24 protein-coding genes, 3 tRNA genes and 1 pseudogene are annotated in these 25,547 nt (G+C 72.4%); 8 read left to right on the top strand and 20 right to left on the bottom strand.

Features of this window, described 5'->3' with window-relative positions:
- Positions 1-13 precede the first annotated feature (13 nt).
- On the bottom strand, positions 14-538 hold the full coding sequence (rplJ, locus tag C1729_RS07425; protein ID WP_102509383.1) for a 50S ribosomal protein L10: 525 nt from the start codon (positions 536-538) through the stop codon (positions 14-16).
- 460 nt (positions 539-998) lie between these two features.
- Here rplJ and C1729_RS07435 point away from each other — a divergent pair, with 460 nt between their 5' ends.
- Complete coding sequence (locus C1729_RS07435; protein WP_102509384.1) at positions 999-1,553, top strand: hypothetical protein; 555 nt, start codon at positions 999-1,001, stop codon at positions 1,551-1,553.
- A 13-nt stretch (positions 1,554-1,566) separates the two neighbouring features.
- Here the strand turns inward: C1729_RS07435 and rplA are convergent, their stop codons facing one another.
- From rplA to C1729_RS07460, 5 genes are all read right to left on the bottom strand, one after another.
- A complete protein-coding gene (gene rplA / locus C1729_RS07440; RefSeq protein WP_102509385.1) occupies positions 1,567-2,286 on the bottom strand; it encodes a 50S ribosomal protein L1 in 720 nt (239 codons plus the stop codon).
- A 101-nt stretch (positions 2,287-2,387) separates the two neighbouring features.
- On the bottom strand, positions 2,388-2,819 hold the full coding sequence (gene rplK, locus C1729_RS07445; protein ID WP_102509386.1) for a 50S ribosomal protein L11: 432 nt from the start codon (positions 2,817-2,819) through the stop codon (positions 2,388-2,390).
- A 70-nt stretch (positions 2,820-2,889) separates the two neighbouring features.
- On the bottom strand, positions 2,890-3,630 hold the full coding sequence (gene nusG / locus C1729_RS07450; RefSeq protein ID WP_102509387.1) for a transcription termination/antitermination protein NusG: 741 nt from the start codon (positions 3,628-3,630) through the stop codon (positions 2,890-2,892).
- A gap of 53 nt (positions 3,631-3,683) precedes the next feature.
- Positions 3,684-3,977, bottom strand: coding sequence for a preprotein translocase subunit SecE (secE, locus tag C1729_RS07455; RefSeq protein WP_102509388.1), 294 nt, complete (start codon positions 3,975-3,977; stop codon positions 3,684-3,686).
- 119 nt (positions 3,978-4,096) lie between these two features.
- Positions 4,097-4,169 (bottom strand) — tRNA-Trp (locus C1729_RS07460).
- 188 nt (positions 4,170-4,357) lie between these two features.
- Between C1729_RS07460 and C1729_RS07465 the strand changes: the two genes are divergently transcribed.
- The 3 genes from C1729_RS07465 to C1729_RS07475 are packed head-to-tail and all read left to right on the top strand — an operon-like array spanning position 4,358 to position 7,558.
- Positions 4,358-5,380: an adenosine deaminase gene (locus C1729_RS07465; protein WP_102509389.1), complete on the top strand. Its 1,023-nt coding sequence runs from the start codon at positions 4,358-4,360 to the stop codon at positions 5,378-5,380.
- The gene (locus tag C1729_RS07470) at positions 5,359-6,879 is read left to right on the top strand and encodes a sensor histidine kinase (protein WP_129590692.1); all 1,521 of its coding nucleotides are present in this window, start codon (positions 5,359-5,361) and stop codon (positions 6,877-6,879) included. The genes C1729_RS07465 and C1729_RS07470 overlap by 22 nt, the downstream gene beginning before the upstream one ends.
- A gap of 1 nt (position 6,880) precedes the next feature.
- The gene (locus C1729_RS07475) at positions 6,881-7,558 is read left to right on the top strand and encodes a response regulator transcription factor (RefSeq protein ID WP_102509391.1); all 678 of its coding nucleotides are present in this window, start codon (positions 6,881-6,883) and stop codon (positions 7,556-7,558) included.
- Between the two features lie 105 nt (positions 7,559-7,663).
- Here C1729_RS07475 and C1729_RS07480 read toward each other — a convergent pair whose 3' ends face one another.
- The 5 genes from C1729_RS07480 to C1729_RS07500 form a co-directional block, all read right to left on the bottom strand.
- Positions 7,664-8,140 carry a hypothetical protein gene (locus C1729_RS07480; protein ID WP_102509392.1) on the bottom strand — a complete coding sequence of 159 codons (477 nt, stop codon included), beginning with the start codon at positions 8,138-8,140 and terminating at the stop codon, positions 7,664-7,666.
- A 371-nt stretch (positions 8,141-8,511) separates the two neighbouring features.
- Positions 8,512-9,777: a phosphotransferase family protein gene (locus C1729_RS07485; RefSeq protein WP_165375449.1), complete on the bottom strand. Its 1,266-nt coding sequence runs from the start codon at positions 9,775-9,777 to the stop codon at positions 8,512-8,514.
- Between the two features lie 94 nt (positions 9,778-9,871).
- Complete coding sequence (locus C1729_RS07490; protein WP_102509394.1) at positions 9,872-11,035, bottom strand: UDP-N-acetylmuramate dehydrogenase; 1,164 nt, start codon at positions 11,033-11,035, stop codon at positions 9,872-9,874.
- 68 nt (positions 11,036-11,103) lie between these two features.
- Positions 11,104-12,327 (bottom strand): MFS transporter, encoded by a 1,224-nt coding sequence (locus C1729_RS15190; RefSeq protein ID WP_102509395.1) that lies wholly within the window; start codon positions 12,325-12,327, stop codon positions 11,104-11,106.
- Positions 12,324-13,637, bottom strand: a complete 1,314-nt coding sequence (locus tag C1729_RS07500; RefSeq protein WP_102509396.1) for an MFS transporter — start codon at positions 13,635-13,637, stop codon at positions 12,324-12,326. Before C1729_RS07500 ends, C1729_RS15190 begins: the two co-directional genes overlap by 4 nt.
- Before the next feature lie 257 nt (positions 13,638-13,894).
- Here C1729_RS07500 and C1729_RS07505 point away from each other — a divergent pair, with 257 nt between their 5' ends.
- Positions 13,895-14,992 carry a LacI family DNA-binding transcriptional regulator gene (locus C1729_RS07505; RefSeq protein WP_102509397.1) on the top strand — a complete coding sequence of 366 codons (1,098 nt, stop codon included), beginning with the start codon at positions 13,895-13,897 and terminating at the stop codon, positions 14,990-14,992.
- A gap of 66 nt (positions 14,993-15,058) precedes the next feature.
- Here the strand turns inward: C1729_RS07505 and C1729_RS07510 are convergent, their stop codons facing one another.
- The 6 genes from C1729_RS07510 to C1729_RS07535 form a co-directional block, all read right to left on the bottom strand.
- Positions 15,059-15,481, bottom strand: coding sequence for a MaoC family dehydratase (locus C1729_RS07510; RefSeq protein ID WP_102509398.1), 423 nt, complete (start codon positions 15,479-15,481; stop codon positions 15,059-15,061).
- Positions 15,478-15,933 (bottom strand): FAS1-like dehydratase domain-containing protein, encoded by a 456-nt coding sequence (locus tag C1729_RS07515; RefSeq protein WP_102509399.1) that lies wholly within the window; start codon positions 15,931-15,933, stop codon positions 15,478-15,480. Before C1729_RS07515 ends, C1729_RS07510 begins: the two co-directional genes overlap by 4 nt.
- A 32-nt stretch (positions 15,934-15,965) precedes the next feature.
- Entirely contained in the window at positions 15,966-16,136 is a 171-nt protein-coding gene (rpmG, locus tag C1729_RS07520; protein WP_040594352.1) for a 50S ribosomal protein L33, read from the bottom strand.
- A gap of 78 nt (positions 16,137-16,214) precedes the next feature.
- Positions 16,215-16,291, bottom strand: a tRNA-Met gene (locus C1729_RS07525).
- Positions 16,292-16,377: 86 nt separating this feature from the next.
- Positions 16,378-16,449: transfer RNA gene (locus C1729_RS07530), tRNA-Thr, on the bottom strand.
- A 183-nt stretch (positions 16,450-16,632) separates the two neighbouring features.
- Positions 16,633-17,502, bottom strand: coding sequence for an MYG1 family protein (locus C1729_RS07535; RefSeq protein ID WP_102509400.1), 870 nt, complete (start codon positions 17,500-17,502; stop codon positions 16,633-16,635).
- An 86-nt stretch (positions 17,503-17,588) separates the two neighbouring features.
- Between C1729_RS07535 and C1729_RS07540 the strand changes: the two genes are divergently transcribed.
- The 3 genes and pseudogenes from C1729_RS07540 to C1729_RS07545 all read left to right on the top strand — a co-directional run.
- Complete coding sequence (locus tag C1729_RS07540) at positions 17,589-18,299, top strand: AEC family transporter (RefSeq protein WP_102509401.1); 711 nt, start codon at positions 17,589-17,591, stop codon at positions 18,297-18,299.
- Positions 18,300-18,345: 46 nt separating this feature from the next.
- A complete protein-coding gene (locus C1729_RS15340; protein ID WP_422917644.1) occupies positions 18,346-18,480 on the top strand; it encodes an FAD-dependent oxidoreductase in 135 nt (44 codons plus the stop codon).
- A gap of 62 nt (positions 18,481-18,542) precedes the next feature.
- Positions 18,543-19,008 (top strand): annotated as a pseudogene (locus C1729_RS07545) (FAD-binding protein); the annotation flags it as partial.
- 48 nt (positions 19,009-19,056) lie between these two features.
- On the opposite strand, the gene C1729_RS07550 reads toward C1729_RS07545, so the two are convergent.
- From C1729_RS07550 to C1729_RS07560, 3 genes are all read right to left on the bottom strand, one after another.
- Positions 19,057-19,905 carry a DUF2690 domain-containing protein gene (locus tag C1729_RS07550; RefSeq protein WP_102509402.1) on the bottom strand — a complete coding sequence of 283 codons (849 nt, stop codon included), beginning with the start codon at positions 19,903-19,905 and terminating at the stop codon, positions 19,057-19,059.
- 388 nt (positions 19,906-20,293) lie between these two features.
- The gene (locus C1729_RS07555; RefSeq protein ID WP_102509403.1) at positions 20,294-21,970 is read right to left on the bottom strand and encodes an NERD domain-containing protein; all 1,677 of its coding nucleotides are present in this window, start codon (positions 21,968-21,970) and stop codon (positions 20,294-20,296) included.
- 102 nt (positions 21,971-22,072) lie between these two features.
- Positions 22,073-25,477, bottom strand: coding sequence for a DEAD/DEAH box helicase (locus C1729_RS07560; RefSeq protein ID WP_102509404.1), 3,405 nt, complete (start codon positions 25,475-25,477; stop codon positions 22,073-22,075).
- Positions 25,478-25,547 lie beyond the last annotated feature (70 nt).

A 25,547-nucleotide genomic window follows, 5' to 3' on the forward strand; every position in this document is an offset into this window, starting at 1 on the left:
GACCCGGGTGGGGTCAGGCCGCGGTCGACTCCTGCTTCTCGCGCAGAGCGTCGATGGTGCGCACGGCCTGCGAGGCAGGTGCCGTGAACAGGTACGCGGCCTGGTACAGCTTCGCCTTCATAGCGCCTGCTGCCTTGGCCAGGAGAACCTCGCGGGACTCGAGGTCCGCGAGCTTCGTGATGTCCTCAGCCGACAGGGCGCGTCCGTCGAGGACACCGCCCTTGATGACGAGCTGAGGGTTCGCCTTGGCGAAGTCACGCAGGCCCTTGGCCGCCTCGACCGGGTCACCGGTCACGAAGGCGATCGCCGACGGACCGACGAGGGCGTCGGTGTCGAACTCGACACCGGCCTCCTTGGCCGCGATGGCGGTCAGCGTGTTCTTCACCACGGCGTAGCTTGCGTTGCCGCCGAGCGACCGACGCAGCGTCTTGAGCTGCGCGACGGTGAGCCCGCGGTACTCGGTCAGCATGGCAGCGCTCGACTCGCGGAACAGGTCCGTGAGCTCTGCGACAGCGGCTGCCTTGTCCGGCTTCGCCATGGCAATCCTTCCGATGGTGGTGACCGCCGTCGGTCCCGCCCCGGGAAAGAGAAAGAGCCCCGCGCAGGGCGCGAGGCTCAACGGCGGTGTGACGCCGTAGTGCTCGTTCCTGCGCTGGCCCCCGCCTCTGCGGAGCTTCGGCCCACCGTGCCAGAGCACGACGGACGACCTGCGGTCTTGGGTAACGAGAGAAACGTACCGTTGCGGCGCCAGCCGACGCAAGTCCGGCGACGCACGTCACACCCGCCGCACCGAGGTCGTTGACCGGCACCTGCTCGAGCACCTCGCCGGAGCGGCGCGTGGGTCCGCGCCGACGAACGCGTCGACGGTCTATGTCGGCGGCGCCACCGCGCTCGTCGACGGCGTCGTGTGGACCGCACGCTGGTGGACGCTCGGCGACAAGCAGTGGGGTCCGTCGACCGCAGGCCTCTCCTGCGCCTGACGCACCACCCGTGAGGCCGTGCGAACCCGCCGGCCCTCTCGCCACCTCGTCCACGGACCGCAGCGCCTCCGTGACCGCGCCGCACGTCGCGTCCCGCCCGACGAGCAGCTCGGCGCCCGGCCAGCGCTCCGCGACCTCGGCCGCCTCCCGCTCGCCGGCGACGAGGTCGGGCCTCGCGACGACGACGACCGTCGCGAGAAGGGCCTCGTCGTCCGCCGCAAGGTGGAGCCGGGCCCGCAGCTCGACGAGCCGGGCACGCTCGACCCACGTGGCGCCGCCGCGCGCACCGAACCGCTCGCGCGGAGGTCCTGCGTGAGACCACGCGCCTCGATGCTCTGGGCCGCATGCTCGAAGAGCACGTCCGGTGAGGGCGACGTCGTGGCTGCCCGACGACGTCGCGAGATCGAGCGTCCGCGCGAGCCATCGCTCGCTCAGCGACTCGTCGGGGGCGAGCTCGTCGCCCTGCGCGTCAACGAGATGAGGATGCGTGCGGTGATCCGGGCCGCGCCCATCCCGACACCGTGCTCACGAACGCCGAAGGCCGGCACCCCGTGGGGTACCGGCCTTCGGTGAGGGACGTGGCGGCTCAGGCCTCCTCGTTCTCCTCGAGGAGCTTCGTCGTGCGTGTCTGGTCGAGCGGGATGCCCGGGCCGTTCGTCGTCGCGAGCGTCGCCTTCGTGATGTAGCGGCCCTTCGAGGCGGACGGCTTGAGACGAAGGACCTCGTCGATCGCGGCAGCGTAGTTCTCGACGAGCTGCTCGACCGTGAAGGACGCCTTGCCGATGATGAAGTGGAGGTTCGCGTGCTTGTCGACGCGGAACTCGATCTTGCCGCCCTTGATGTCCGCGACAGCCTTGGCGACGTCCATGGTCACTGTGCCCGTCTTCGGGTTCGGCATGAGGCCACGGGGGCCGAGCACCTTACCGAGACGACCGACCTTGCCCATGAGGTCCGGGGTCGCAACGGCCGAGTCGAAGTCGGTCCAGCCGGCCGCGACCTTCTCGATGAGCTCGTCGCCGCCGACCTCGTCAGCACCCGCGGCGCGGGCCTGCTCGGCCTTCTCACCGTTGGCGAAGACGATGACGCGGGCGGTCTTGCCCGTGCCGTGGGGGAGGTTGACCGTGCCACGGACCATCTGGTCCGCCTTGCGCGGGTCGACGCCGAGGCGGAAGGCGACCTCGACGGTCGAGTCGAACTTCGTGGCCACCGTCTCCTTAGCGAGGCGAACGGCCTCGAGCGGGGTGTAAAGACGCTCGCGGTCGATCTTCTCCGCGGCGGCACGGTAGGCCTTGCTGCGCGTTGCCATCTGCTTCTCCTTGATATGAGCAGTCGTGGTGCGGGTCCGCGCGGACCCTGCCACTGGGGGTGGGGTACGCCGCCCGGCGGTGCCGGGCGGCGTGGTGGGCGTCAGCCCTCGACGGTGATGCCCATCGAACGAGCCGTGCCCGCGATGATCTTCGACGCGGCCTCGAGGTCGTTCGCGTTGAGGTCCTCGAGCTTCGTCTGGGCAATCTCACGCACCTGGTCGGCCGTGATCTTCGCGACCTTCACCGTGTGCGGGGTCGCGGAGCCCTTGTCGATGCCCGCAGCCTTCTTGATGAGCTGGGCCGCCGGCGGCGTCTTGAGGATGAACGTGAACGAACGGTCCTCGTAGACGGTGATCTCGACGGGGATGACGTTGCCGCGCTGCGACTCAGTCGCCGCGTTGTACGCCTTGCAGAACTCCATGATGTTGACGCCGTGCTGACCGAGCGCGGGGCCGATCGGCGGCGCGGGGTTAGCCGCACCGGCGTTGATCTGGAGCTTGATGAGGCCGGAGACCTTCTTCTTGGGAGGCATGAGCCTTCCTTCCTTCGTTGTGGACCGACGCCGTGGGCGATGACCCGGTTGCAGTGCCCTCGGGCACGACTCAGATCTTGGCGACCTGGTCGAACGAGAGCTCGACCGGGGTCTCCCGGCCGAAGATGGAGACGAGGACCTTGAGCTTCTGCGCCTCCGCGTTGATCTCGGAGATCGTCGCGGGCAGGGTCTCGAAGGGACCGTCGGTGACGGTGACCGACTCGCCGACCGTGAAGTCGACGAGGATCGTACCGCCGGCCGCCTTCGCGGCAGGCTTCGCGGCCTCCGCCTTGGGGGCGATGGTCGGCGCGAGCATCGAGAAGACCTCGTCGTGGGTGAGCGGGACGGGCTGGTGCGTGTGACCGACGAAGCCCGTGACGCCCGGCGTGTGACGCACGGCGCCCCACGACTCGTCGGTGAGCTCCATGCGGACGAGGACGTAGCCGGGGATGCGGACGCGACGGACAAGCTTCTTCTGCGCGTTCTTGATCTCCGTCACCTCCTCCATGGGCACCTCGACCTGGAAGATGTAGTCCTCCATGTTGAGGGACTGGGTGCGGTTCTCGAGGTTCGCCTTGACGCGGTTCTCGTAGCCTGCATAGGAGTGGATGACGTACCAGTCACCCTCCTGGCGGCGGAGCTCCGCGCGGAACGCCTCGAGCGGATCGGCCTCCTCGTAGCCGTCGGGCGTCTCCTCTGTGAGGTCGACCTCGACCTCGGCGGAGGCGTCGTCCGTGGCCTCGACGGCCTCGATGTTCTCGGTCGCGGGCTCGACGACTTCGGGCGTCGGCTCCTGCTGTTCCTGGGACACGTACGGACCTGCTTCCTTGAGACTGCTACGAGCTGGGGGCGTGGCGTCGGCGGTCAGCCGAAGAGCCAGGCTGCGGCCGCGCCGAGCCCGAGGTCCAGCACGAAGACGACCGCGGTAAAGACGGTGACGAAGATGAGGACGACCGTCACGAGCTTGCCGAGCTCGGCGCGCGTCGGGGTCGTGACCTTCTTGATCTCGGCGACGACCTGGCGAACGAAGAGCGCGATCCGCTCGAAGAAGCCCGAGATCCGGCCGAAGAAACCACGCTTGGCCTTCGGGGCTGCGGCCGGGGCACGCTCGACGGCTGCGGCGTCTGCCCCCTGGGCCTCTGCGGCCGATTCGCTCACGATGATGTCCCTCGGTCGGCGCGCTCGTCAGCGCGTGCGTCGTCGATGTCGGCACCGCCGGACGCCGACGGCGTGACGACTGCACCTGCACCCGCGTCGTCACGATGACGAGCGATGCGCAGGGTAGACAGGACTCGAACCTGCAACCTGCGGTTTTGGAGACCGCTGCGCTACCAATTGCGCCACTACCCTTCGGGGCCTGCCCGCCCCGGCGACCGGCTCCCTCACGGAGGGCACGGCCTATCGGGGTGGTTCGAACCACCGACAGCACACTGTACCCGCTCCGGCGCCGGCATCCCAATCCGACCGCGTCACACCCCCGCCACCTCCCGCGGGGCCGTCCGGCCCCGCCCGCGACCGATCCTTGCGACACTGGGACCGTGCGCGACCTCGCCAGCCTGCCCAAGGCGCACCTGCATCTGCACTTCACCGGGTCCATGCGCCCGACGACGCTCGTCGACCTCGCGCGCCGCCACGGCATCCGGCTCCCCGCCGCGCTCACGAGCGGCGATCCCCTGCGCCTCGAGCCGTCCGAACGTGGCTGGTTCCGTTTTCAGCGTCTCTACGACGCGGCGCGCGCGTGCATCCGCAGCGAAGCGGACATGCGTCGCCTCGTCCGCGAGGCAGCCGAGGACGACGCCGCAGAGGGTTCGGGACGGCTCGAGATCCAGGTCGACCCCACCTCCTACGCACCCTTCGTCGGCGGTCTCACCCCCGCGCTCGAGATCGTCCTCGACGAGGCTCGGTCCGCGAGCGCCGAGACCGGGACGGAGGTCGGCGTCGTCGTCGCCGCGTCCCGCACCCGCCACCCGCTCGACGCGCGCACCCTCGCCCGGCTCGCCGCCCGCCACGCGGGCGACCACCCCGGCGGCGTCGTCGGCTTCGGGCTCAGCAACGACGAGCGCCGCGGCCTCACCTCCGAGTTCGCCGCGGCGTTCCGCATCGCCCGGCGCGCCGGCCTCGCGAGCCTCCCACACGGAGGCGAGCTGCTCGGCCCCGACCACCTGCGCGTCGTCCTCGACGAGCTCGCACCCGACCGCCTCGGCCACGGCGTGCGCACCGCCGAGGACCCGTACCTGCTCGACGAGGTCGTGCGGCGCGGCATCGCCCTCGAGGTGTGCCCCGACTCCAACGTGTCCCTCGGCGTCTACCCGGGGCTCGCAGAGCTCCCACTGCGCACGCTCGTCGACTCCGGCGCCCGCATCGCTCTCGGCGCGGACGATCCCCTCCTCTTCGGCCCGCGGCTCACCGCGCAGTACGAGCACGCCCGCACCGTCCACGGTCTCACCGACGACGAGCTCGCCGGGCTCGCACGTTCGAGCGTCGCCGCGTCTTACGCCTCCCCTGCGGCGCGAGCCCGGATGCTCGACGGGATCGACGCGTGGCTGAGGTCCCCCGCATGAGCGCGACGACGCCACGACGCGGGCTGCGCGCACGGTTCGCCGCGACGAGCGTCCGGGCACGGATCCTCTCCGTCGTCGTCGTGCTCGCCGCGCTCAGCCTCGCCGCCGCAGGCCTCACCGCCCACTCCCTTCAGATGCGCGTCGTCGACGCCCGGATCTCCGCCGACCTCCGCGCGAGCTACTCCGAGTTCCAGCACCTCGCGACCGACGGCCGCGACCCCGCGACCGGCGACGCCTTCACGAGCCCGCGCGCGCTCGTCCGCGCGACCATGCAGCTCAAGGTGCCCGCCCGCAACGAGGGCATGATCGGCTTCGTCAACGACAGGCTCGCCTTCACGGCCGCCGAGACCACGGCGCTGCGCCTCGAGGACGACGCCGAACTCCTCGCGGCCCTCACCGCCCCCGGCCACGAGACGCAGTCCCGCGTGAAGAGCCTCACGACCGACCGCACGACCTACACGTACCTCGTCATCCCCGTCGTCCTCAGCGCGTCGCAGGAGACCGGCGCGATCATCCGCGCGTACGACAGGAACGCCGAGCTCGCGACGCTCCGCCGCACCTACGGCACGTTCGCGCTCGTCGGGCTTGGGTCCCTCCTCGGCGTCGCAGCCGTCGGCTGGATCCTCGCGGGCCGGCTCCTGCGTCCCGTCCGCGAGCTCGACGAGGCCGCCCGCGCGATCGGCGACGGGACCGAGCTCGCGCGGCGCATCCCCGTGACGAGCGGCGACGACCTCGGCCGGCTCACCGTCACCGTCAACGGCATGCTCGACCGCCTCGAGGAGGCGTTCGCGTCGCAGCGCCAGCTGCTCGACGACGTCGGGCACGAGCTGCGCACTCCCGTGACGATCGTCCGCGGGCACCTCGAGCTCATGGACCCCGACGACCCGGACGACGTCCGCGCCGCGCGCGACGTCGCGCTCGCCGAGCTCGCTCGCTCGTCACGCCTCCTCGACGACCTCATGGTCCTCGCCACGTCCTCACGCCCCGACTTCGTCACGCCCGAGCCCGTCGACCTCGGCCGTCTCACCGACGACCTCCACGACACGCTCCGCGGGCTCGCCGACCGCCGCTGGCGCGTCGACGCACGCGCCGACGCGGTCGTCGCGCTCGACGCCCAGCGCGTCACCCAGGCCGTCGCCCAGCTCGCTGCGAACGCGGTCCGCCACACGGCCGACGGCGACGAGATCGCCCTCGGCAGCCGCCTCACGACCGACGACGACGGCATGACGGTCGCCGAGGTCTTCGTCCGCGACACCGGCCCCGGGATCCCCGCCGAGGAGCGCGCCCGCGTCCTCGAACGCTTCGCACGCGGCCCGGGCGCGCACAAGCACCGCGACGGCGCAGGTCTCGGCCTCGCGATCGTCCAGGCGATCGCGCACGCCCACGGCGGCACCCTCGTCGTCGACGACGCGCCCGGCGGCGGCGCCCTTCTCACGCTGCGGCTGCCAGCACCCGGAGCCGCGACGCACCCCACCGACCCCGACACCCCAGGGAGCTGACGTGCCGTCCATCCTTGTCGTCGAGGACGAGCCGCGGATCGCCGCGTTCGTCGTCAAGGGCCTGTCCGCCGCAGGCTTCGCCTGCACGACCGTGAGCACCGGACACGAGGCCGTCGCCGAGATCCTCACCGACGGTCACGACCTCGTCATCCTCGACCTCGGGCTGCCCGACATCGACGGGTTCACCGTCCTCGAACGCGTCCGCGGGTCCGGCTCGACCGTGCCCGTCATCATCCTCACCGCCCGCAGCTCCGCGGCCGACGTCGTCACCGGCCTCGAGAACGGCGCCGACGACTACATGGCCAAGCCCTTCGGGTTCGACGAGCTGCTCGCCCGGGTGCGCCTACGACTCAGGACCGAGGCGTCCACGACGACGACCACGCTCGCGCACGGCGACCTGTCGCTCGACCTCCGCTCCCGCCGCGCGACTGTCGCCGGGACCGAGGTCGACCTCTCCGCACGCGAGTTCGCGCTGCTCGAGACGTTCCTCCGCCACGCAGGGCAGGTCCTCTCCCGCGAGCAGCTCCTCTCCCGCGTCTGGGGCTACGACTTCGACCCGGGCTCGAACGTCGTCGACGTCTACGTGCGCTACCTGCGCCAGAAGATCGGCGCCGACCGCGTCGTCACCGTGCGCGGCATGGGCTACCGACTCGCGGCGCCCGGGCAGCAGCACGCCTGACACAACGATGCCCGGCCCACCGGGACGGTGGGCCGGGCATCGTCGGCGCGGCAGACGGCAGGGGGCGTCGACCGCGACGGCGCCGCTCAGCAGCGGCAGCTCAGGTCAGTCCTCAGCGGACGGGACCGACGGCACCGAGACGGGCGACGCAGCCGTCCTCGGGGAGACCGGCGAGGCCGGAGTCTTCGGCGACGCCGGCGACGCGACCGACTTCGCCGAGACCGTCGAGCGCGGCGTCACGGGCGACGCGACCGAGACGGGGGACTTCACCGACACCGGGGAGACGACGGTCTGCGGCGTCACCGGCGAGACGACCGACTGCGGCGTCACGGGCGAGACGACCGAGACCGGGCTCACGGGGGACACCGGCGACGGCGAGGTGATCGCGGACGGGACTGCGGTCGCACCCGCCGTCGGCTCGACCGTGGGGGCCGCCGTCGCCGTCGTGCCCTCGGTCGAGCGCAGTTCGACGCCCGGGCCGACGATGTCGTCACGGCTGTCACCTGCGAACGCCGCGTCGAGACCTGCGCCGACACCGAGGATGCCCACCGCACCCGTGACGATCCATGCACCCGTGTTCATCGTTCTGCCCTCCGGTCAGTCCCGGGACGCCAGTCTGGCGTCCCGTCCTGGAACCATCCTGCGACCCCTGCATGAGAGGTCGAGGAAGCACACATGAGAACCCTCTCATGTGCGGCGGGCCGCGCATGCGACGAGCCCGCCGTCCGGGGGAAACGGCGGGCCCGCGCGAGCACCCGTGGCGCTCCGCCCGGTCTGCGGTCAGGGTTCCGCGCCGGACATCTCGATCTTCTCTCCGCACACTTCGGGTCGCGAGGTGAGAGGACCGAGGTTCACGTCCGCCCGCCCCCGAGGTCGCCCTCGTCACCCGACGGCCTCACCCCGCAGCTGCCGTCGTCACCCGGCCTCGCCCGCGTCGCCCCACCGCCGGGCGCTCAGAAGCGCGCGGCGTCGGCGAGCAGCGCCTCCGCCGCCTCGAGCCGGCCGACCGCGTCCCGTCGGGCCGCGTCGTCCCGATGGTTCGCCGGCATGCTCGCGAGCAGCGACAGCACGACGCCCGCCGCACGCGCCCGCAACGACCCCGGGTGCACCGCACGGTCGAACACCGACAGCCAGCGCGCGACCGTCGTCGGCACGTGGACGTACGTCTGCGGCGCGAGGCACGGCAGCACCGTGAGGTGCCCGACGAGGCACGCGAGATCGTCGACGCGCTGCCCCGGGCCGATCGTGTCGACATCGAGGAGCGCCGTGATCGCCACACCCGTCATGAGAATGTTCGCCGCGTGGAAGTCACCGTGCGTCGGCACGAGCGGCCCCTGGCCGAAGCGCTCGATCTCCGACGCGACCCCGTGCTGGAGCGCCATGATCCGCTCCACATGCTCGGGCAGCACGTTGCACGCCGCGTCCGCGTAGTGCCGCGACCGCTCCGCCCACGGCCGCCGCAGCGGCAGATCCATCGCCTCCGGCGCGATCGCGTCGAGGCACGCGAGAAGGTCCCGCGGATCGACACCCGCCGCGCCGTCGCGCGCGAGGAGCTCGGGAAGCGGCTCCCCCTGCGCCTGCGGGAACACGAGCACGGCCTCGGGCCACACGTCCTGGACCGGCGGCGCGCCCGCCGGCTCCGCGCACCGGTTGCGCACGAGCAGACCCTCGAGCTGGTCCCGCCGGACCACCTTGAGGAAGACCCGCCGACGGTTCGTCGTGAGACTCAGCACCGCACGACGCATCGGCCGGTAGCCGATGAGCTCGAGGACGGCCGCGCCGGGATCACCGTCAAGCCCCGTCCGTGCGGCCGCGCTCGTCACGTCCGACGCCGCGACCAGGCCCGGCAGCAGCGGATCGTCCGGGTGACGCCACGCGTGCACGACACGGTCGCCGTTCGCAAGACGCATGACGTGCGCGAGACCTGCCGGGTCCGCGTCGTCGACCGATCCCGTCGTGAGGAGCACGTAGTCGGGCCGCGACTCGGCGTCACCGGAGACCCGCACCCGGACGTCGTACCCGACGGTCACCCCGGCCCCGGGCCGGTGGTGGACCTCGTGGACCTCCGCGCTCACGAGCGACCCGCCCGCCGCAGCGACGAACGCCCCGACGGCGTCGAGCGCCTCAGGGCCCGTGAGCCACGCGATGTCCTGCGTCTCGCGCAACGCGCGCGCGTCGCGCGCCGTCGGCCGTGACGGCACCGAGGAGGAGGGCATCATGCTCCCAGTAGACAACGGAAGACCACCTTCGCGCAGGCCGACGGGCTCCCCGGCGCGTCGCCAGGACCCGTCGCCGGGTGCGGCCCGGCGAGGCTCAGAGTGCGAGCCCGACGAGCACGGGCTCCGGCTCGAGCCGCACGCCGAAACGCTCGAGAACCCCGTCACGCACCGTCCGTGCAAGCTCGACGACATCCGCCGCCGTCGCACCGCCGCGGTTCGTGAGCGCAAGCGTGTGCCGTGTCGAGAGCCGTGCCGCGCTCGCCTCGCCGTCGAGGCCGAAGCCCTTGCCGAAGCCCGCGTGCTCGATGAGCCACGCGGCCGACGTCTTGACGAGACCTGGGTCGACCGCACCGAGGCTCGGCCCCGTCGTCGCCGCAGGCAACGCCGAACGCACCTCGAAACGCGGCGCGCCCTCGGGCAGCCCGCCCGCGAGCGCGACCGGCAGGACCGGGTTCGTGAAGAACGAGCCTGCGCTCCACCTGTCGTGGTCCGCAGCGTGCTCGCCCACCCCGGCCGCGAGCATGCCCTTCGCTCCGCGCAGCTCGAGGACCGCCGCACGGACGTCGGCCGTCGGGACGCGCTCCCCGACCTCGACACCGAGGCGGCGCGCGAGCTCCGCGTACGCGACGCCCGGGGAGAGCGTGCCGAGCCGCGTCTGGAAGCCGACCTCGAGGACGACCCAGCGCGGCGAGGGGCGCCAGGAGCGCCCCTCGGCGTCCGCGACCGTCGACCGCTTGAAGACCGACGTGCGGTAGCCGAGCCCGAGCTCGCCCACCGCGAGTGTCCGCACGCGCTGCTCCGCACGGTCCCACACGCGCACGGTCGACAGGACCCCCGCGACCTCCTGGCCGTACGCGCCGATGTTCTGCACGGGCGCCGCACCGACAGTGCCGGGGATGCCCGAGAGCGCCTCGAGCCCGATCCACTGCTCCGCGACGGCCTGCTCGACGAGCGCGTCCCACCCGTGCCCGGCCGGCACGCGGAAGCTGCCGCCGCCGCACGAGTCGACCATGTCGACCGTCACGCCCTCGCGCACGTCCTGGATGACGACACCGTCGAACCCTTCGTCCGCGACGACGAGGTTCGAGCCGCCGCCGAGGACGAGGACAGGCACCCCGTCCGCGTCGGCCGCCCGGACCGCGTCGACGAGCTCGGCCTCGGACGACGCCCGCACGAGCGAGCGCGCTGGGCCGCCGACGCGCAGCGTCGTGAGGTCGGAGAGCAGGGGTGCGTGGGGGGTGGCGTCGGTCGAGGTCACCCAACCACGGTACGCCTCGCACACCCGCGCAGCCCGCCGGTCCGCAGGGGCACCCGGCCGCAGTGGCGTCAGCGCGCCGCGGCGCGCTGGGCCTCCGGGCTGTCCGGGAGCGGCTTCGCGACGCCGGCGAGCACGAGCCCGAGCGCGATCGGCGCAAGGATGACGAGGAGCGCCGACCGGTAGCCGACGTGCTCCGCGAGCATGCCGATGAGCGGCGGGCCCATGAAGAACGCGGTGTAGCCGATCGTCGAGACGACAGAGACGCGGCCCGCAGCGCGCACGGGGTCGTCGGCCGCCGCGCTCATGCCGACAGGGAAGCCGAGTGCCGCACCCATGCCCCACAGCACGACACCGACGAACGCGAGCGGCAGCCACGGCACGAGCGCGAAGACCGCGAGGCCCGCGAACGCGAGAGCGCTCGCGAGCCGCAGGACCGTGACGCGCCCGAAGCGGTCGAGGAGCGGCGTCCCGAGCAGCCGCATGGCCGTCATCGCGGTGAGGAAGACGCTGAGCGTCGCCGCGCCGACCGCGTCGGTCTGCGTGAACCCGTCGACGACCGCGAGCCCGACCCAGTCGTTCGCCGACCCCTCCGTGAGCGCCGCCGCGAGCACCACGAGACCGATGAGCAACGTGCGCGGCTCGAGCCACGCGCCGAAGACGTTGTGGCGGGGCGCGTCGGGCGTTGTGCGGGCGCTCGCGAGGGCGTCGTCGGGCAGGAGCCCGCGGACCGCGACGAGCACGACGACGAACGAGAACGAGATCGCGATCGTCAGGTGCCACGGCACCGGGAGCCCCGCGAGCGCCGCGAGCGCGCCGAGACCCGAGCCGATGATCGTGCCGAACGAGAAGCCGGCGTGCAGGCGCGGCATGAGCGTCCGACCAAGCCGCTGCTCGACGACCGCACCCTCGAGATTCATCGCGGCGTCCCACACCCCCGTGCCGACGCCGACGAGGACGAGCGCCGCACGCAGGAGCATCGCCTCGTCGACCGCGAGCGCAAGCGCGGCGAGCAGCATGCCCGTGGTGTTGATGAGCGCGAAGACGACGATCGTCCGGCGTGCGCCGAGACGTGATGTGATCCATCCCGACAGCGGCAGCGCGGCGACCGAACCGAGCGCCGCCATGAGGAGCAACACGCCCATCTGCGCCTCGGAGAACCCGAGCATCGTCCGGGTCGTCGGCAGCCGCGACGCCCACGAGGCGAAGTTGAAGCCGTTGAGGACGAAGATCGCAAAGACGGCCCAGGCAGCGACCGTGACGTCGCGGCCGGGATGCGGGTGCGTGGAGGTCACGAGAGCGGTTCCTTGGGGTCGTGCGTGCCCGCGGGCGCGGGGACCGGGGTGCGGCGGTCGTCGTCCTCAGGGGACGACGGCGGAGCGGGGACGAGCGGAGCGGGGGCAGGCTCCGGCACGAGCGGCCGTGCGCGGCCCGCAGCGAGGAGGGCGGCGACGAGCGGGACGAGCACGAGCATGAGGGCCGCGCGCGTCGTGAGGTGCTCCGCAACGAAGCCGAGCAGCGGCGGAGCTGCGATCGACGCGATCGACGCGAAGGCGGAGACGACCGAGACGCGGCCGGCAGCGCGAACCGGGTCGTCGGAGGCTGCGGCGATGACGAGCGGGTACGCGAGCGCCGCCCCGAAACCCCAGAGCGCGACGCCAACTGCCGCGACCGCGATCCCGGGTGCGAGCCCGAACGTCGTGAGGCCGAGGATCGAGACGAGCGCGGACCCGCGAAGCACCGCGACCCGTCCCCAGCGGTCGACGAGACCTGCTCCCGCGAGCCGGAACGCGGTCATCGAGCCGAGAAAGACGCCGAAGACGACGGCGCCCACGGCCTCGCTCCCGCCAAGGTCGTCGACGACCGCGATCGAGAGCCAGTCGTTCGCGGACCCCTCGGACATCGACGCGGCGAGCACGACGACGCCGAGGAGCAGCGTGCGGGGCTCGCGCCACGCGGCGAGGCCCGTGCGCGCGGCACGCTTGTCGCCCACCCGTCCGGCGACGGGAACGCTCGCGCGGGCGACGACGGGGGGCAGGGCGAGCACGCGCCATGCGACGACGACGAGGACGGACGCGCCGAGCTGCGCGGCCGCGGGGACGCCGAGCGCCGAGCACGCGGCGCCCACGCCCGTGCCGGCGAGCGCGCCGACGGAGAAGAACGCGTGGAACTGCGGGAGGATCGTGCGTCCGACCGCCCGCTCGATCGCGGCCGACTCAAGGTTGAACGGCACGTTGTTGAGGGCCCAGGTCGCGCCGTTGAGGAAGATCCCGGCGGCGACGAGCGGGACGGAGCCGAGCTGGACGCCGAGCGCGAGGAGCGTGAGGGCGGTCCCGAACCCGACGGTCGAGACGTGGAGGATGCGGGCGCTCCCGAAGCGTTCGACGAGCGGGCCTGCGGCCGCGACGACGAGGAGCGACCCGACGGACCCGACGACGAGGACGAGCCCGAGCAGACCCTCCGTGAGTCCGAGGCCCGCACGGATCGAGGGGAGGCGCGAGAGCCAGCTCGACATCATGAGCCCGAGGAGTGCGAAGAGGCTCACGAGGGCCCAGCGGGCGCGTGAGGTCTGGGCGGCGATCGTGGCGTCGGGGGCGTGCGTCATGGAGCTCTCGAGTCGGGGGCGCGGGGCTGCGCAGGGTGGGTGCGTGCGGCTGGATGCACATGGCGGGGGCCGGCACTGCGACCCATGCCTCTCGAAACGTTTCGAGCGATCTCCAGTGTCCGACGCGACCACACCCGGGGTCAACGCGCCCCACGTAAAATCTTGGCCAAGCGCGCGTCGTGGCACCGTTCGCCGTCCGACCCTCCCCTCAGGGATACTGGACACGACGCACACCACCGCCCGACCGAGGAGCACCCATGTCCCACGCGCGACCGACGCTCACCGACGTCGCCCGCGCCGCCGGTGTGTCCGTCTCCACCGCGTCCCTCGCGTTCTCGGCCTCCGGACCCATCGCCGACAGCACCCGCGCCAAGGTGCTCGACGCGGCCACCGAACTCGGCTACGGCGGCCCCAACCCCGCCGGCCGCCAGCTTCGCTCCGGGCGCTACGACATCGTCGGCGTCGTCATCGGTGACAAGCTCAAACGGTCATTCCGCGACCCGGTCTCCGTCCAGGTCCTCGACGGCCTCACCTCAGCCCTCGGCGAGGCCGACCTCGGCGTCCTCCTCGTTCCCGGCGTCGAGTCGTACGTCGACGGTGAGATCGGCGTCGACCCACTCCTCACGACCGCCGGGATGGACGTCGCCGTCCTCATCTGGGGCGCCCACACGTCCGACCCGCGCGTCGAGACCCTCCGCAGGCGCGGCATCCCCATCGTCGTCGGCGAGGGCAACGAGGTCGAAGGTTCCTCGCTCGTCGAGATCGACGACCACGGCGGGGTCGTCGCGACGATCGAGCACCTCACCGGGCTCGGCCACGAGCGCTTCGTCACCATCACGCTGCCGTTCCGTATGGGACGGCGCGAAGGCTGGGTCGACGACGCCCGGCGCGAGCTCGTCGACTGGACGCCGACCCGGCACCGGCTCGACGCCGTCATCGGCTCGGGCGTCGACCTCGTCGGCATCTACGAGACCGAGGCCTCGCTCGTCGAGAACGGCGCCGCCGCGATGCGCGCAATCCTCGAGCGCTTCCCCGACCCCGCAACCCGCCCCACCGCGGTCGTCGCCCAGTCCGACCTCCTCGCCGCCGGGGCCGTCCTCGCCCTGCACGAGGCCGGGCTGCGCGTCCCGGAGGACGTGTCCGTCGCCGGTTTCGACGGGCTCGACCTGCCGTGGTTTTCGGGCGAGCTCACGACGGTCATCCAGCCCCTCGAGGCCAAGGGCCGCGAGATGGGCCTCGCCGTACGCGCGCTCCTCGCCGACGGCACCGTGACGCGCACGACGATGCCCGTCGAGCTGCGCATCGGCACGACGACGGGCCCGCCTCCGGGCGCCGCGGCGCCGCGCGACGCGTAGGGCCGCAGCACCGTAGGACGGCCCCGGGGACGTCCGGGTCGACCTTTGGGGCGAGCAGCCCCGCGGTCAGAGGCGGACGACCGCCTGGGCCTTCGCTAGGACTCGCGCGCCCTCGAAGACGACGGTGAGATCGATACGCACCGTGCCTGCCTCGGCGTCGATCGCGCCGACGACGCCCGTGACCTCGACCGTCGCGGTGCCGGGGTCCGGCACGACGACGGGACGCGCGAACCGCGTCTGGTAGTCGACGACCCGGCCCGGATCGCCCACCCACTCGCTCACGACCGTTACCGCAAGCCCCATGGTGAGCATGCCGTGCGCGATGACGCCGGGCAGCCCGACCTCGGTCGCGAACCGCTCGTTCCAGTGGATGGGGTTGAAGTCCCCGCTCGCACCCGCGTAACGGACGAGGCGCGCTCGATCGACGTCGATCGAGCGCGAGCCGATCTCCTGGCCGACGGCCAGGTCGGCGAGCACCGGAGTCGTCATGCGTTCTCCCCACGGACGGCGAGCGTCGAGCGGACCGTCGCGACGTGGTCGGAAAGCGTGGCGTCGCCGTAGAGCTCGCAGCGCGTCGTCACCATGGCGAGCCCGGCGCGCTCGGTGATCGAGTCGACGTGGAGCACCGTCGTGATCTCGTCGCCCGCGACGATGGGGCGCGTGTGCGTGAAGCGCTCGTCGGCGTGGACGACGCGGCTGAAGTCGATGCCGGCGTCAGGGTCCTCGATGAGCTGAGCCTCGGCGGCCTGCGCGATGATCACCGCGAACGTCGGGGATGCGACGAGGTCCGTATAGCCAGCAGCCCGTGCTGCCACGAGGTCGTGGTGCACGGGCTGGGTCGCGGCCGTGGCCGCTGCAAGCTCCCTGACCTTCGCCCGGCCCACCTGATAGGGGTCGGTGGGCGCGTACTCACGGCCAGCGTAGGACGCGTTGATAGCCACTCGAGGTCCAGGAGATGCGTGCTGACCGAGGGTCAGCGAGTCTCGCGGTGCGCGGTGTGCTTGCCGCAGCGCGGGCAGAACTTCGCCAGCTCGAGCCGGTCAGGGTTGTTGCGGCGGTTCTTCTTCGTGATGTAGTTGCGCTCCTTGCAGTCCACGCAGGCGAGCGTGATCTTCGGGCGAACGTCAGCGGACTTGCTAGCCACGGTCTTGCCACCTCTCGCACCCTGAGGTGCTTGTCTGATGCTCGGCACGCCGCCGGCCGGCGCGCTGAAGGTCGTTCTTGGTAGCGGAGGCGGGGCTCGAACCCGCGACCTCACGATTATGAGTCGTGCGCTCTGACCAGCTGAGCTACCCCGCCTCGAACGATGTCGTGAGACATCACGTCGGCGATCGACGCCGCGCGCGGGAGCAATCCTCCCACGCGACAGCCTCGCGCACCAACAGAGCCCCCGATGGGAATCGGACCCATGACCTCAGTCTTACCAAGACTGCGCTCTACCACTGAGCTACGGGGGCAGCGCGAAGAACGATACCTGAGGGCCAGCCTGAAACGAAATCCGCAGGTCAGAGGCCATTCCTGGCCCCGGCCCGGCACCTGTCGGCCGCCGCGGACGGCACCCGGGGGCGCCATGGACGACTCCCCCGGGTGCCGCACCTCACACCCTCCTCACGCCTCCCCGCGAGTCACGTCCCCGCGAGTCACGGCTCCTCGAGCGCGAGCTCGAGGAGCCGCAGCGCGCCCTCGCGCGAGCGCGCGGCCCCGATGAATCCCGCCTTGTGGCAGAACACCGCGTCCTCGACGCCCGTCACCGCCGCGAGCTCGGCGTCGTTGAGCCCCCGCCAGGCCGCGGGAAGGTGCTTGCGGGAGCCGAACTCCGACCCCTCGGGACGCACCGTCTGGATCGTCCAGTTGCCCGTCGCCCCGGGGAAGACGGTGAAGAGCAGCTCGGGCTGCGCGGTCGCGACCGAGCCGTGCGGCATGAACTTCTCGAGCACGACGAACCGCTTGTCGGGCGAAGCCGCGTAGAGCTCCTCGAACTCGTCCTCGGCGGCGAACGCCGAGACGTACTGCTGGCGCAGCCGCGCAAGCAGCGTGCGCGCCAAGTCGACCGCGACCCGGAACTGCCCGTCGAACGACTCGTCGTCGCCGAGCGGGTTGAAGAGACCGAGCGTCGAGGAGATGTCGAACGGCGGCGTGCCGAAGTCAGAGACCGCGTAGAGGTCCTGCCCGTTGTCGACCGCGTCGATGGCGGTGACGAGGCGGCGATCGATCTTGCCGTGCACCCGCGCGTCACCACCGCAGTACTCGAGGCCGTAGTGCTGCCAGAGCAACCCGAAGGCCGAGTAGAGGATGCCGCTCGGGCGGGCACCGGAGCTCTTCTGGTGGTGGTCGAAGCGCAGCGTCCGGACGTCGTAGACGCCGCCGACGTCGAGGACGACGTCGGCCTGCGCGAGCCGCTCAGGGTCACGCGTGCGCACGACCTCGGCGTCCGGGTGGAGGGAGGTGAGGAGTGCGACGCCGAAGACGTCGTCGGCATGGAACTTGCCGTCATGGGTGGCGATGATCACCCGTCCAGGCTAGGCCACGGCTCCCGCCGTCCGGCTGCGGGCGGTGGTCCCACCGCGCGGGTACCGGTTTCTGGACGTATGGCCGCGTGCTGGGAGTCCTCGAGGGATACACGATCATCGCCGTCGTCCGCGGCTGGTGGCGCAGACCCGTCGGCGAGACGACGATCGGCGCCCTCGGCGCCGGCTATGTCAACGCCAACAACATCGGCCTGCCCGTCGCGACCTACATCCTCGGTGAGCCCGCCGCCGTCGCCCCCGTGATCCTCGCGCAGCTGCTCCTGCTTGCGCCCGCAGCACTCGCCGTCCTCGACGCCGCGTCGTCCGGGACCGTCTCCTGGCGGCGCGTCCTCACCCAGCCCGTCCGCAACCCCATCATCCTCGGCTCCGCCGCCGGGCTCGCCGCCGCCCTCACCGGCGTCACCGTGCCCGACGTCGTCATGGAACCCCTGCGGATCCTCGGCGGTGGCGCCGTGCCCCTCATGCTCGTCGCCTTCGGCATCTCGCTCGCCGGAACCCGCCTCCTTAAGGCCGGCACCGACCGCCGCAACGTCACCCTCGCCACAGCACTCAAGCTCATCGGCATGCCGCTCGCCGCGTGGGCGATCGGCACTGCGCTCGGGCTCGACGGGCACGACCTCTACGTCGTCGTCGTGCTCGCCGCCCTGCCCACCGCGCAGAACGTCCTCAACTACGCGGACCGGTACCGCACCGGCCAGGTCGTCGCCCGCGACACGATCGCTCTCACGACGCTCGGCGCACCTCCCGTCATGGCCGTCGTCGCGCTCCTGCTGCACTGACACCTCGCACCGTGACACGACTCACAGCACGACTATTCTCATGCGCATGACCGACGATGTCCTCATCATCGGCGCGGGACTCGCCGGCCTCGTCACCGCCGCGACCCTCACAGCGCACGGACGGCGCGTGACGATCCTCGAGCAGGAACCCCGCGCCTCGCTCGGCGGACAGGCCTTCTGATCGTTCGGCGGACTCTTCCTCGTCGACTCCCCCGAGCAACGACGTCTCGGCGTCAAGGACTCCGTCACGGCATCCGCATCCTCCCCGGGGCCGTCGTCCCTCTGGCTTGACGCCGACGGGAACCGCCTCCCGCACCCGCTCTACCCCGGCTTCGACGCGCTCGGCGCCCTGCAGCATGTGACGAACCGCGGCGACGACCACTCCTGGTTCGTTCTCAACCGCACGATCATGGAGAAGGAGTTCGCGCTCTCCGGCCCCGACCAGAACCCCGACCTCACCGGCAAGGACATACGGCTCCTCCTCGAACGCGTCCGCAAGGGCGCCGTCGGGCCCGTCACTCGCTTCGCCGACGAGTCCCCCGAGTTCGTCTGGGCGCCCACCGTCGCCGAGCTCGCAGCCGGCATGAACGCCCTCTCGGGCGAGCAGCGCATCGACGCCGCCGCGCTCGCGCGACTCGTCGCGCTGCGCGACGCCCAGGTGACGTCAGGCCTCGGCAAGGACCCGCAGGTCGTCGCGACCGCGGCTGCCTCTTCTCCGGACGCACCGCGGGCGAGGCGATCGGCTGACCGCCGCGGCTCACACGCAGATCTGCTCGCCCAGGTCGATCTTCTCGCCGTCGAGCGTCACGTAACCGACCGCGCACAGGCGCGTCGCCCGCGTCGGACGCACGACGAGCGTCGTGTACGCGCCCTGCGCGTCAGGCTCGTGCGTGTCCTGGCGGTCCGTCGCGTCCGGCGCGATCTGCCGGAAGATGCTCGCACCCACCGCGTTGCCAGCCGCCTTGTCGTCGTACCGCGTCACCCGCGCCCACGCGGCCTGGCACGCAGTCGAGAAGATGATCTGCAGCTGCGTGTCCCGCGCACGCGTGACGCTCGCGACGACCTTCGCGTCGTCGACGCACGACGTCGTCGCCGGGTCCGTGCCCGCTTCGACGAGAATCGCCGGGGGCAGCTCCGTCGGCGTCGCCGCCCCCGCAGGACCGCCCCTGCCCGACGCCTCCGGCACCTCGTCCGGCAGGACCACCGCGACCGCCATCGTCCCCACGACACCGAGCACGAACGCCGCAGCTGCCGCGAGCAGCGCCGAACGCCGACGCACGACCGGGAACTCAGGCCCCTGAGGGACCTCCACCGGCCGCGGCCTCATCGAGTCCTCGAGCTCACGCCGCCGACGCGTCCACTCCGCGACGTCCGCGTCGAGCGCCGACGCGATCGCCTCGACCGTCCGCTCCGTCGGCAGCCGCCTCCCCGCGAACGCGTCCGACAGGACCGTCTTCGACACCCCCGTGCGGCGCTCGAGCGCGACGAGCGTCGGGCGCCCCGCAGCGGCCCTCAACTCCGAGAGCTCAGCTGCGAACCCCTCGACGGACGACGGCCCGGCCCCGTCCTCGACCGATGTCACGTCGTCAGCGTGGGTCTCATCCATCGTCCTGCTCCTCGTGCGTCATCGACGCCGGGGACCGCAGGACCGCACGGCGCGCGACAGCACCAGCGGACGCGCGTTCCCTGGACGCCGTCCCTGTGCGCCCGATCGTAACGAAGAGTCCGGGTGACGACGTAGGACGTCGAGCACCCGGACTCCCGAGGAGGTCTACGGCATCCCGAGCCGCGCGGACCTCACCGCAGCGCCGCCCCCGAAACGGCACCCCGAGCAGCACCAACGTAGGCGGAGCGGACCGTTCCGGGGGCCGGACGGCCGCCGGACGGAAAACCCGGACCAGATTCCAGCCGATGCGGCGACTCCCCTCCAGGCCGGAGGCGGCCGACCATCGGCGGACCTCGACCGCAAGCTCCGGCACGAGCGGGCGCGAGGATCACCCGTCGGCGAGCACCGTGGCCGTGATGTCGTGGGCGGCGTCGAGCCTGCGCGCGACACCCGCGCCACCGTGCTCGACGACAAGGTCCCGCGGTCCGACGACGACGAGCAGCGACCGCGCACGGCTCAGCCCCGCGTAGAGCATCTCGCGTGCCCGCGCCACGCCGCGCAGCCCGTAACCCGCCAGCACGACCGCCGACCGCTCGAGCCCCTTGAAGCCGAGGACGTGCCCGTAGAAGACGTCGTCGCCCGCGAGGAACTCACCCCAGTAGCCCGGGTAGCCCACCGACTCCACGCGCTCCACCTGCACTGGGTGGCGCCGGCCCGTCGTGAGGAGCGCGACCCTCCCGGGTTCGTAGCCCGCGTCGAGCAGCTGGTCGACGACCGTGTCCGCATGCCCCACGGCGTCCTCCGCGGGCACGTCGACGATCCGCACCGGCGGACCGTCCGCACCGCGCGCCTTGAGGACGGTGCCCGACAACGACCCGAAGAGCTGCGCGATCTGCTTCGTCGAGCGGAGGTTCTCGTCGAGCTCGACAGGCGGCAGGTCGATCGGCGCGGACCCGTCGCGCGGGAACACGCGCTGGTTGTCGTCCATGAACACGTAGAGGCGGCCACGCTCCGGGTCGCGCAGGCAGCGTAGGACGCCCGGCCACCACAGCTCGCCGAAGTCCTGACCCTCGTCGACGACGATCGTGTCGAACCGCTCGCTCGTCGGCTGCGCGTCCGCGAGCTCCGCGAGACGCAGCGGCAGGCGCCTCTCCCAGTAGTCGCCGTCGTCGTCCGTCCCGGGTTCCGCGCCCCAGCGCAGCGGCAGATCGTGGAAGAGGCCGACGTACGCGGGGCGCTCGCGCGCCGGCCAGCCGGCCGTGAACTGCTGGAGGTACGCGGCAAGCCCGCGCGAGTAGCAGAGGAGGGCGACGCGGTCACCCTCGCGGGTCCGCCTGCGTGCCTGCGCGAGCGCGAGATACGTCTTGCCCGTGCCTGCGCCCCCGACGACCCGGAGACGCGGGAAGGCGCGCAGCTTGTCGAGCATCGCCGCCTGGTCCTTCGTCAGTTGGTCCGAGCGCAGCTCGTGCGCCGTCGCCGCCTCCGGACTGTCAGCCTCCCCCGTGAGCACGGGGTCGAGCACGCGCAGCACCCCCTCGACGCTCGCGAGCGGCGTGCGACCCTGCCCGTGCTCGAGGATCGCCCGGCGCACGCGCGCGACGACCGCCGGGCCGTCCTCGACGTCCGCCCGGTCGACGACGAGCGCGCGCGGCAGGTCGAGCGCGTCCCAGGTCGCCGGGACGTACGTGTGCGGGAACGCGACGAGGTGCGCGGATCGCGCGTGCGCGCCCTCGACACGGCGCGCACCGAGCAGGTCCTGGAGCGCGTGCCGGCCGCGCTGGGCCTGCCCGACGGGGTCGACGCGGTGCCGAGCGTCGCCCGAGCCCTGCCACCACGCGCCCTCCTCACGCGTGACGATGCCGCCCTTGACCTCGAGCACCGCGACACCGACGCCGGGCCATGCGACGACGAGATCGAGCTCGCATTCGGTCTCGCCGTCCTGGATGCGCTGACCGGCGACGAGCAGCGCGTCGTCGGGCAGGTGCGTGCGCAGCGTCTCCCACACGGCACGCTCGGCGCCGCCGTCGTCGGGGAACTCGGGCTCGTTCGGCAGAAGGATGGGCACGGGCCCATCCAACCAGTCACGCAGCGCGACTCGTAGGCCCTCAGCACCGTCGAACGGTGCTGAGGGCCTACGAGTCGGACGGGAAGAGGGAGGCGGGCCGCGTCAGGAGAGGAGCTCGCGGACGTCCGCCGCGCTCAGCCCCGCACCGCCCGCCGCGCCTCCGTCGAGCACGGACGCGAACAACGCGGACTTGCCCTCCTTGAGGCGCATGACCTTCTCCTCGATCGTGTCCGACGCGACCATGCGGTAGACCATGACCTGCTTCGTCTGACCGATGCGGTGCGCACGATCGACCGCCTGCGCCTCCGCCGCCGGGTTCCACCACGGGTCGAGGAGGATGCAGTAGTCGGCCGCCGTGAGGTTGAGACCGAACCCGCCCGCCTTGAGCGAGATGAGGAACACCTGGGTCTCGCCGCGCGTGAACGCGTCGATCTGCTCCTGCCTGCGGCGCGTACGTCCGTCGAGGTACGAATGCGCGACCGACCGCGCCTCAAGGCCGTCACGCACGCGGCCGAGGAACTGCGTGAACTGGCTGAAGATCAGCACCGAGTGCCCCTCGGCGAGGATGTCGTCGAGCATCTCGAAGAGCACCTCGAGCTTCGACGACGGCACGGGCCGCGACGTCCCGCCGGGCGGCGTCGCCGTCGTCGCCGGCTCGTCCGCACCGACGAGCGACACGTCGAGCGCCGCCTGCCGCAGCACCGTGAGCGACCGCAGCACCTCGAACCGGTGCCCGTCGAGGTTCTCGACGAGGCCGAGCACGCGCGCACGCTCGCGCGCGAGGAGCCTGTCGTACACCGCGCGGTGGCGTGGCAGCAGCTCGACGTCGAGCACCTGCTCGACCTTCTCGGGAAGGTCAGCCGCGACCGACTCCTTCGTGCGACGCACCATGAACGGCGCGACCCGTCGGCGCAGCAGCGCGAGCCGCTCCGAGTCGCCGTCGCGCTCGACGGGCTTCTGGTAGAACTCCGAGAACCGCCCCGGGTGCCCGAGGAGGCCCGGACAGACGATCGAGAGGATCGACCACAGCTCCATGAGGTTGTTCTCGAGGGGCGTGCCCGTGAGCGCGATCTTCGTCGGCGCGTCGATCTCCCGCACCGCCCGGTAGCCGACCGACTTGTGGTTCTTGACGAACTGGGCTTCGTCGAGGACGAGAGCCGACCACGAGCGTTCCGCGAACGCCTCCGTGTCAAGACGCAGGACGGCGTACGACGTCACGACGATCTCCGCGTCGCCGATCTCCGCGGCCAACGGCGTGCCGCGGCCCGACGATGTGCGCCCCACGACCGCGCAGCGCAGGTCCGTGAACCGCGCGACCTCGGCAGCCCAGTTGCCGACGACCGACGTCGGCGCGACGACGAGCATCGGCGCGGGCTGCTCGCCCGACGGCGTCGGGCGGCGCAGTACGTGGAGCGCGAACGCGAGCGCCTGCACCGTCTTGCCGAGACCCATGTCGTCCGCGAGGACACCGCCGAGCCCGTGCCGCTCGAGGAAGCACAGCCAGTCGACGCCCTCCTGCTGGTACGGCCGCAGCTCCGCCCGCAGGCCCGCGGGCGGGCCCACCGGCTCGGGACGCGCACCGTCCGCGAGCGCCGCGAGCGACGAGCGCCACGCCGTCGCCTGCACGCCGTCGACGTCGAGCCCCTCGAGGTCGTCGAACAGCCCGGACTGGTAGCGGGAGACGCGCAGGCCGCCGCCACGCGTGTCCTGCATGGCGCGCGCCTCCGCGATGAGCTCGCGCAGGCGGGCGAAACGCGGGTCGTCGAGCGCGAAGTACGTGCCGTCGTCGAGCAGCAGGTAGTCGTCGCCCGCCGCGATCGCACGGAACACCTGCTCGTACGGGACGGTGCGACCACCGACCTCGACCGTCACCGCGAGGTCAAACCAGTCGCGGTCGCCGTCGCGCGCAGACGTCGACAGGGCGACGCGCACGTCATCCTCGAGGTGGTACGTCACCGTGCGGCCGTGCTCGTCGACGGCGAAGCCATCGACCTCGTCGGCGAGCTCCCGCAGGCGCGGGATCTCCGCCGTGAGCAAGCGCGCCGCCTCGATGCCGTGGACGACGCGCGCCCCGACGGGACCAGCCTCAGGGTCGCGCGCGAGGTCACCGCCCGCGGCCTCGTGCGCACGCAGCGCGGCGTCGAGCGCCGTGACGTGCGGGCGCACGCGGGCCAGCAGTGCACGCTCGGCCTCGCGGTCGCGCAGCGGGCTCCGCGACGGCGTGCCGAGCGGAACCGTGAGCGCGGGAACACCGTCGGCCTCGAGCCCGGGCGACAGGTAGCGCCACTCCCAGCGCAGCACGACCTCGTGCCCGCCGCGGTGCTCGACGTCGCACACGAGCGTCGGCGCAGGAGCCTCGGGCAGGTCGACGCCCGACGCACGCACCTCGTCGACACGTCCCCGCAGGCCCGGCAGCACGCGTCCGAGGAACAGCGGAACGTCGGCCGCGGGCACGGCGAGCGGCTCGGACCGCTCGAGGAGGTCCCGCACCGTCGCGTCGAGCGCACGCGTGAAGACGGCGAGGCGCAGACGGTCGTCGCGCGCCGGCCGCTCCCCGCCCGTCCTCGCCAGGACGCCTGCGGCGGGCGAGCCGAGCGGCAGCTGGACGTCGTGACCGTCCCAGCCGCCGTCGGGCTCGATCGTCACACGCACGCGCAACGACCCGCCACGCACCCTGTCGAGGTGGAGGACGACGAGCGCGGGCTGCTCGTCGAACGGCACGGGTGCGCGGTCCGGGTGGAGGAACGGGACGCCGAGCGCGTGGGCGTCGCGCAGCGCCGCCCACAGTGCGGGCCCGGGCAGCGTGTCGAGGTACACGCCCATCGCCGACGAGTGCCGCGCGTCGGTCTCCCCGAGCGCGCCGAGCGCCCGCAGCGCCGCGAGCTGCGGCGTCGGCAGGGCGACGGGCGGGAAGCCGTGCCGGAAGTCCGTCCACGACACGCCCTGACGCACCCACGCCCCCGTGCGCCCACGCACGAGGGGGCGCAACGTCACGGACTCGGGCGCGCCCCCGTCACGACGCTGGGACGCGAGGACCTCGACCATGAGCGCCACCTCGGCCGGTGCCTCGGTGACGGGTGCGGGAGCGTCGTCGACTTCGAGCGTGTCGAGGCCCGCGTCCGTGAGCATGCCCTCGAACGTGCGCTGCCACTCGGGGGTGCGCGTGTAGTCCTTCGCGCGGCGCGGCTCTGTGCGTGGCGCGGGCGCGAGCGACGTCCGCGCCGCACGCTCGTCACGTTCGACGAGTGCGAGCAGCGTCGCCGCGCAGTGCTTGCACGCGAGACGGACGGGGCACGTGCAGCGGCCGAGCGTCGGCCTCGCGTCGGGCGACGCGGAGCTCATCGTGATGGTGACGACGTAGTTCTCGTCGCGGGTGCCGAGGACGTGCCCGACGACCTTCGCGCCGTTGCGCGCGACCGACACGACACGCTCGGCCTCGAGGACCTGCTCACCGCGCGCGTAGACGGTGCGGCCGACGAACGTCGAGACCTGTGCGCGGGTGAGCATCCGATCATTCTCCCACCGTCGGCCGCCTGGTGGCGACGGCCTGAGCGTCACCCAGGCGCGCAGCAGCGCC

Origin of the sequence: Sanguibacter massiliensis, assembly GCF_900240335.1 — a bacterium.
Classification (GTDB): Bacteria; Actinomycetota; Actinomycetes; order Actinomycetales; family Cellulomonadaceae; genus Flavimobilis; species Flavimobilis massiliensis.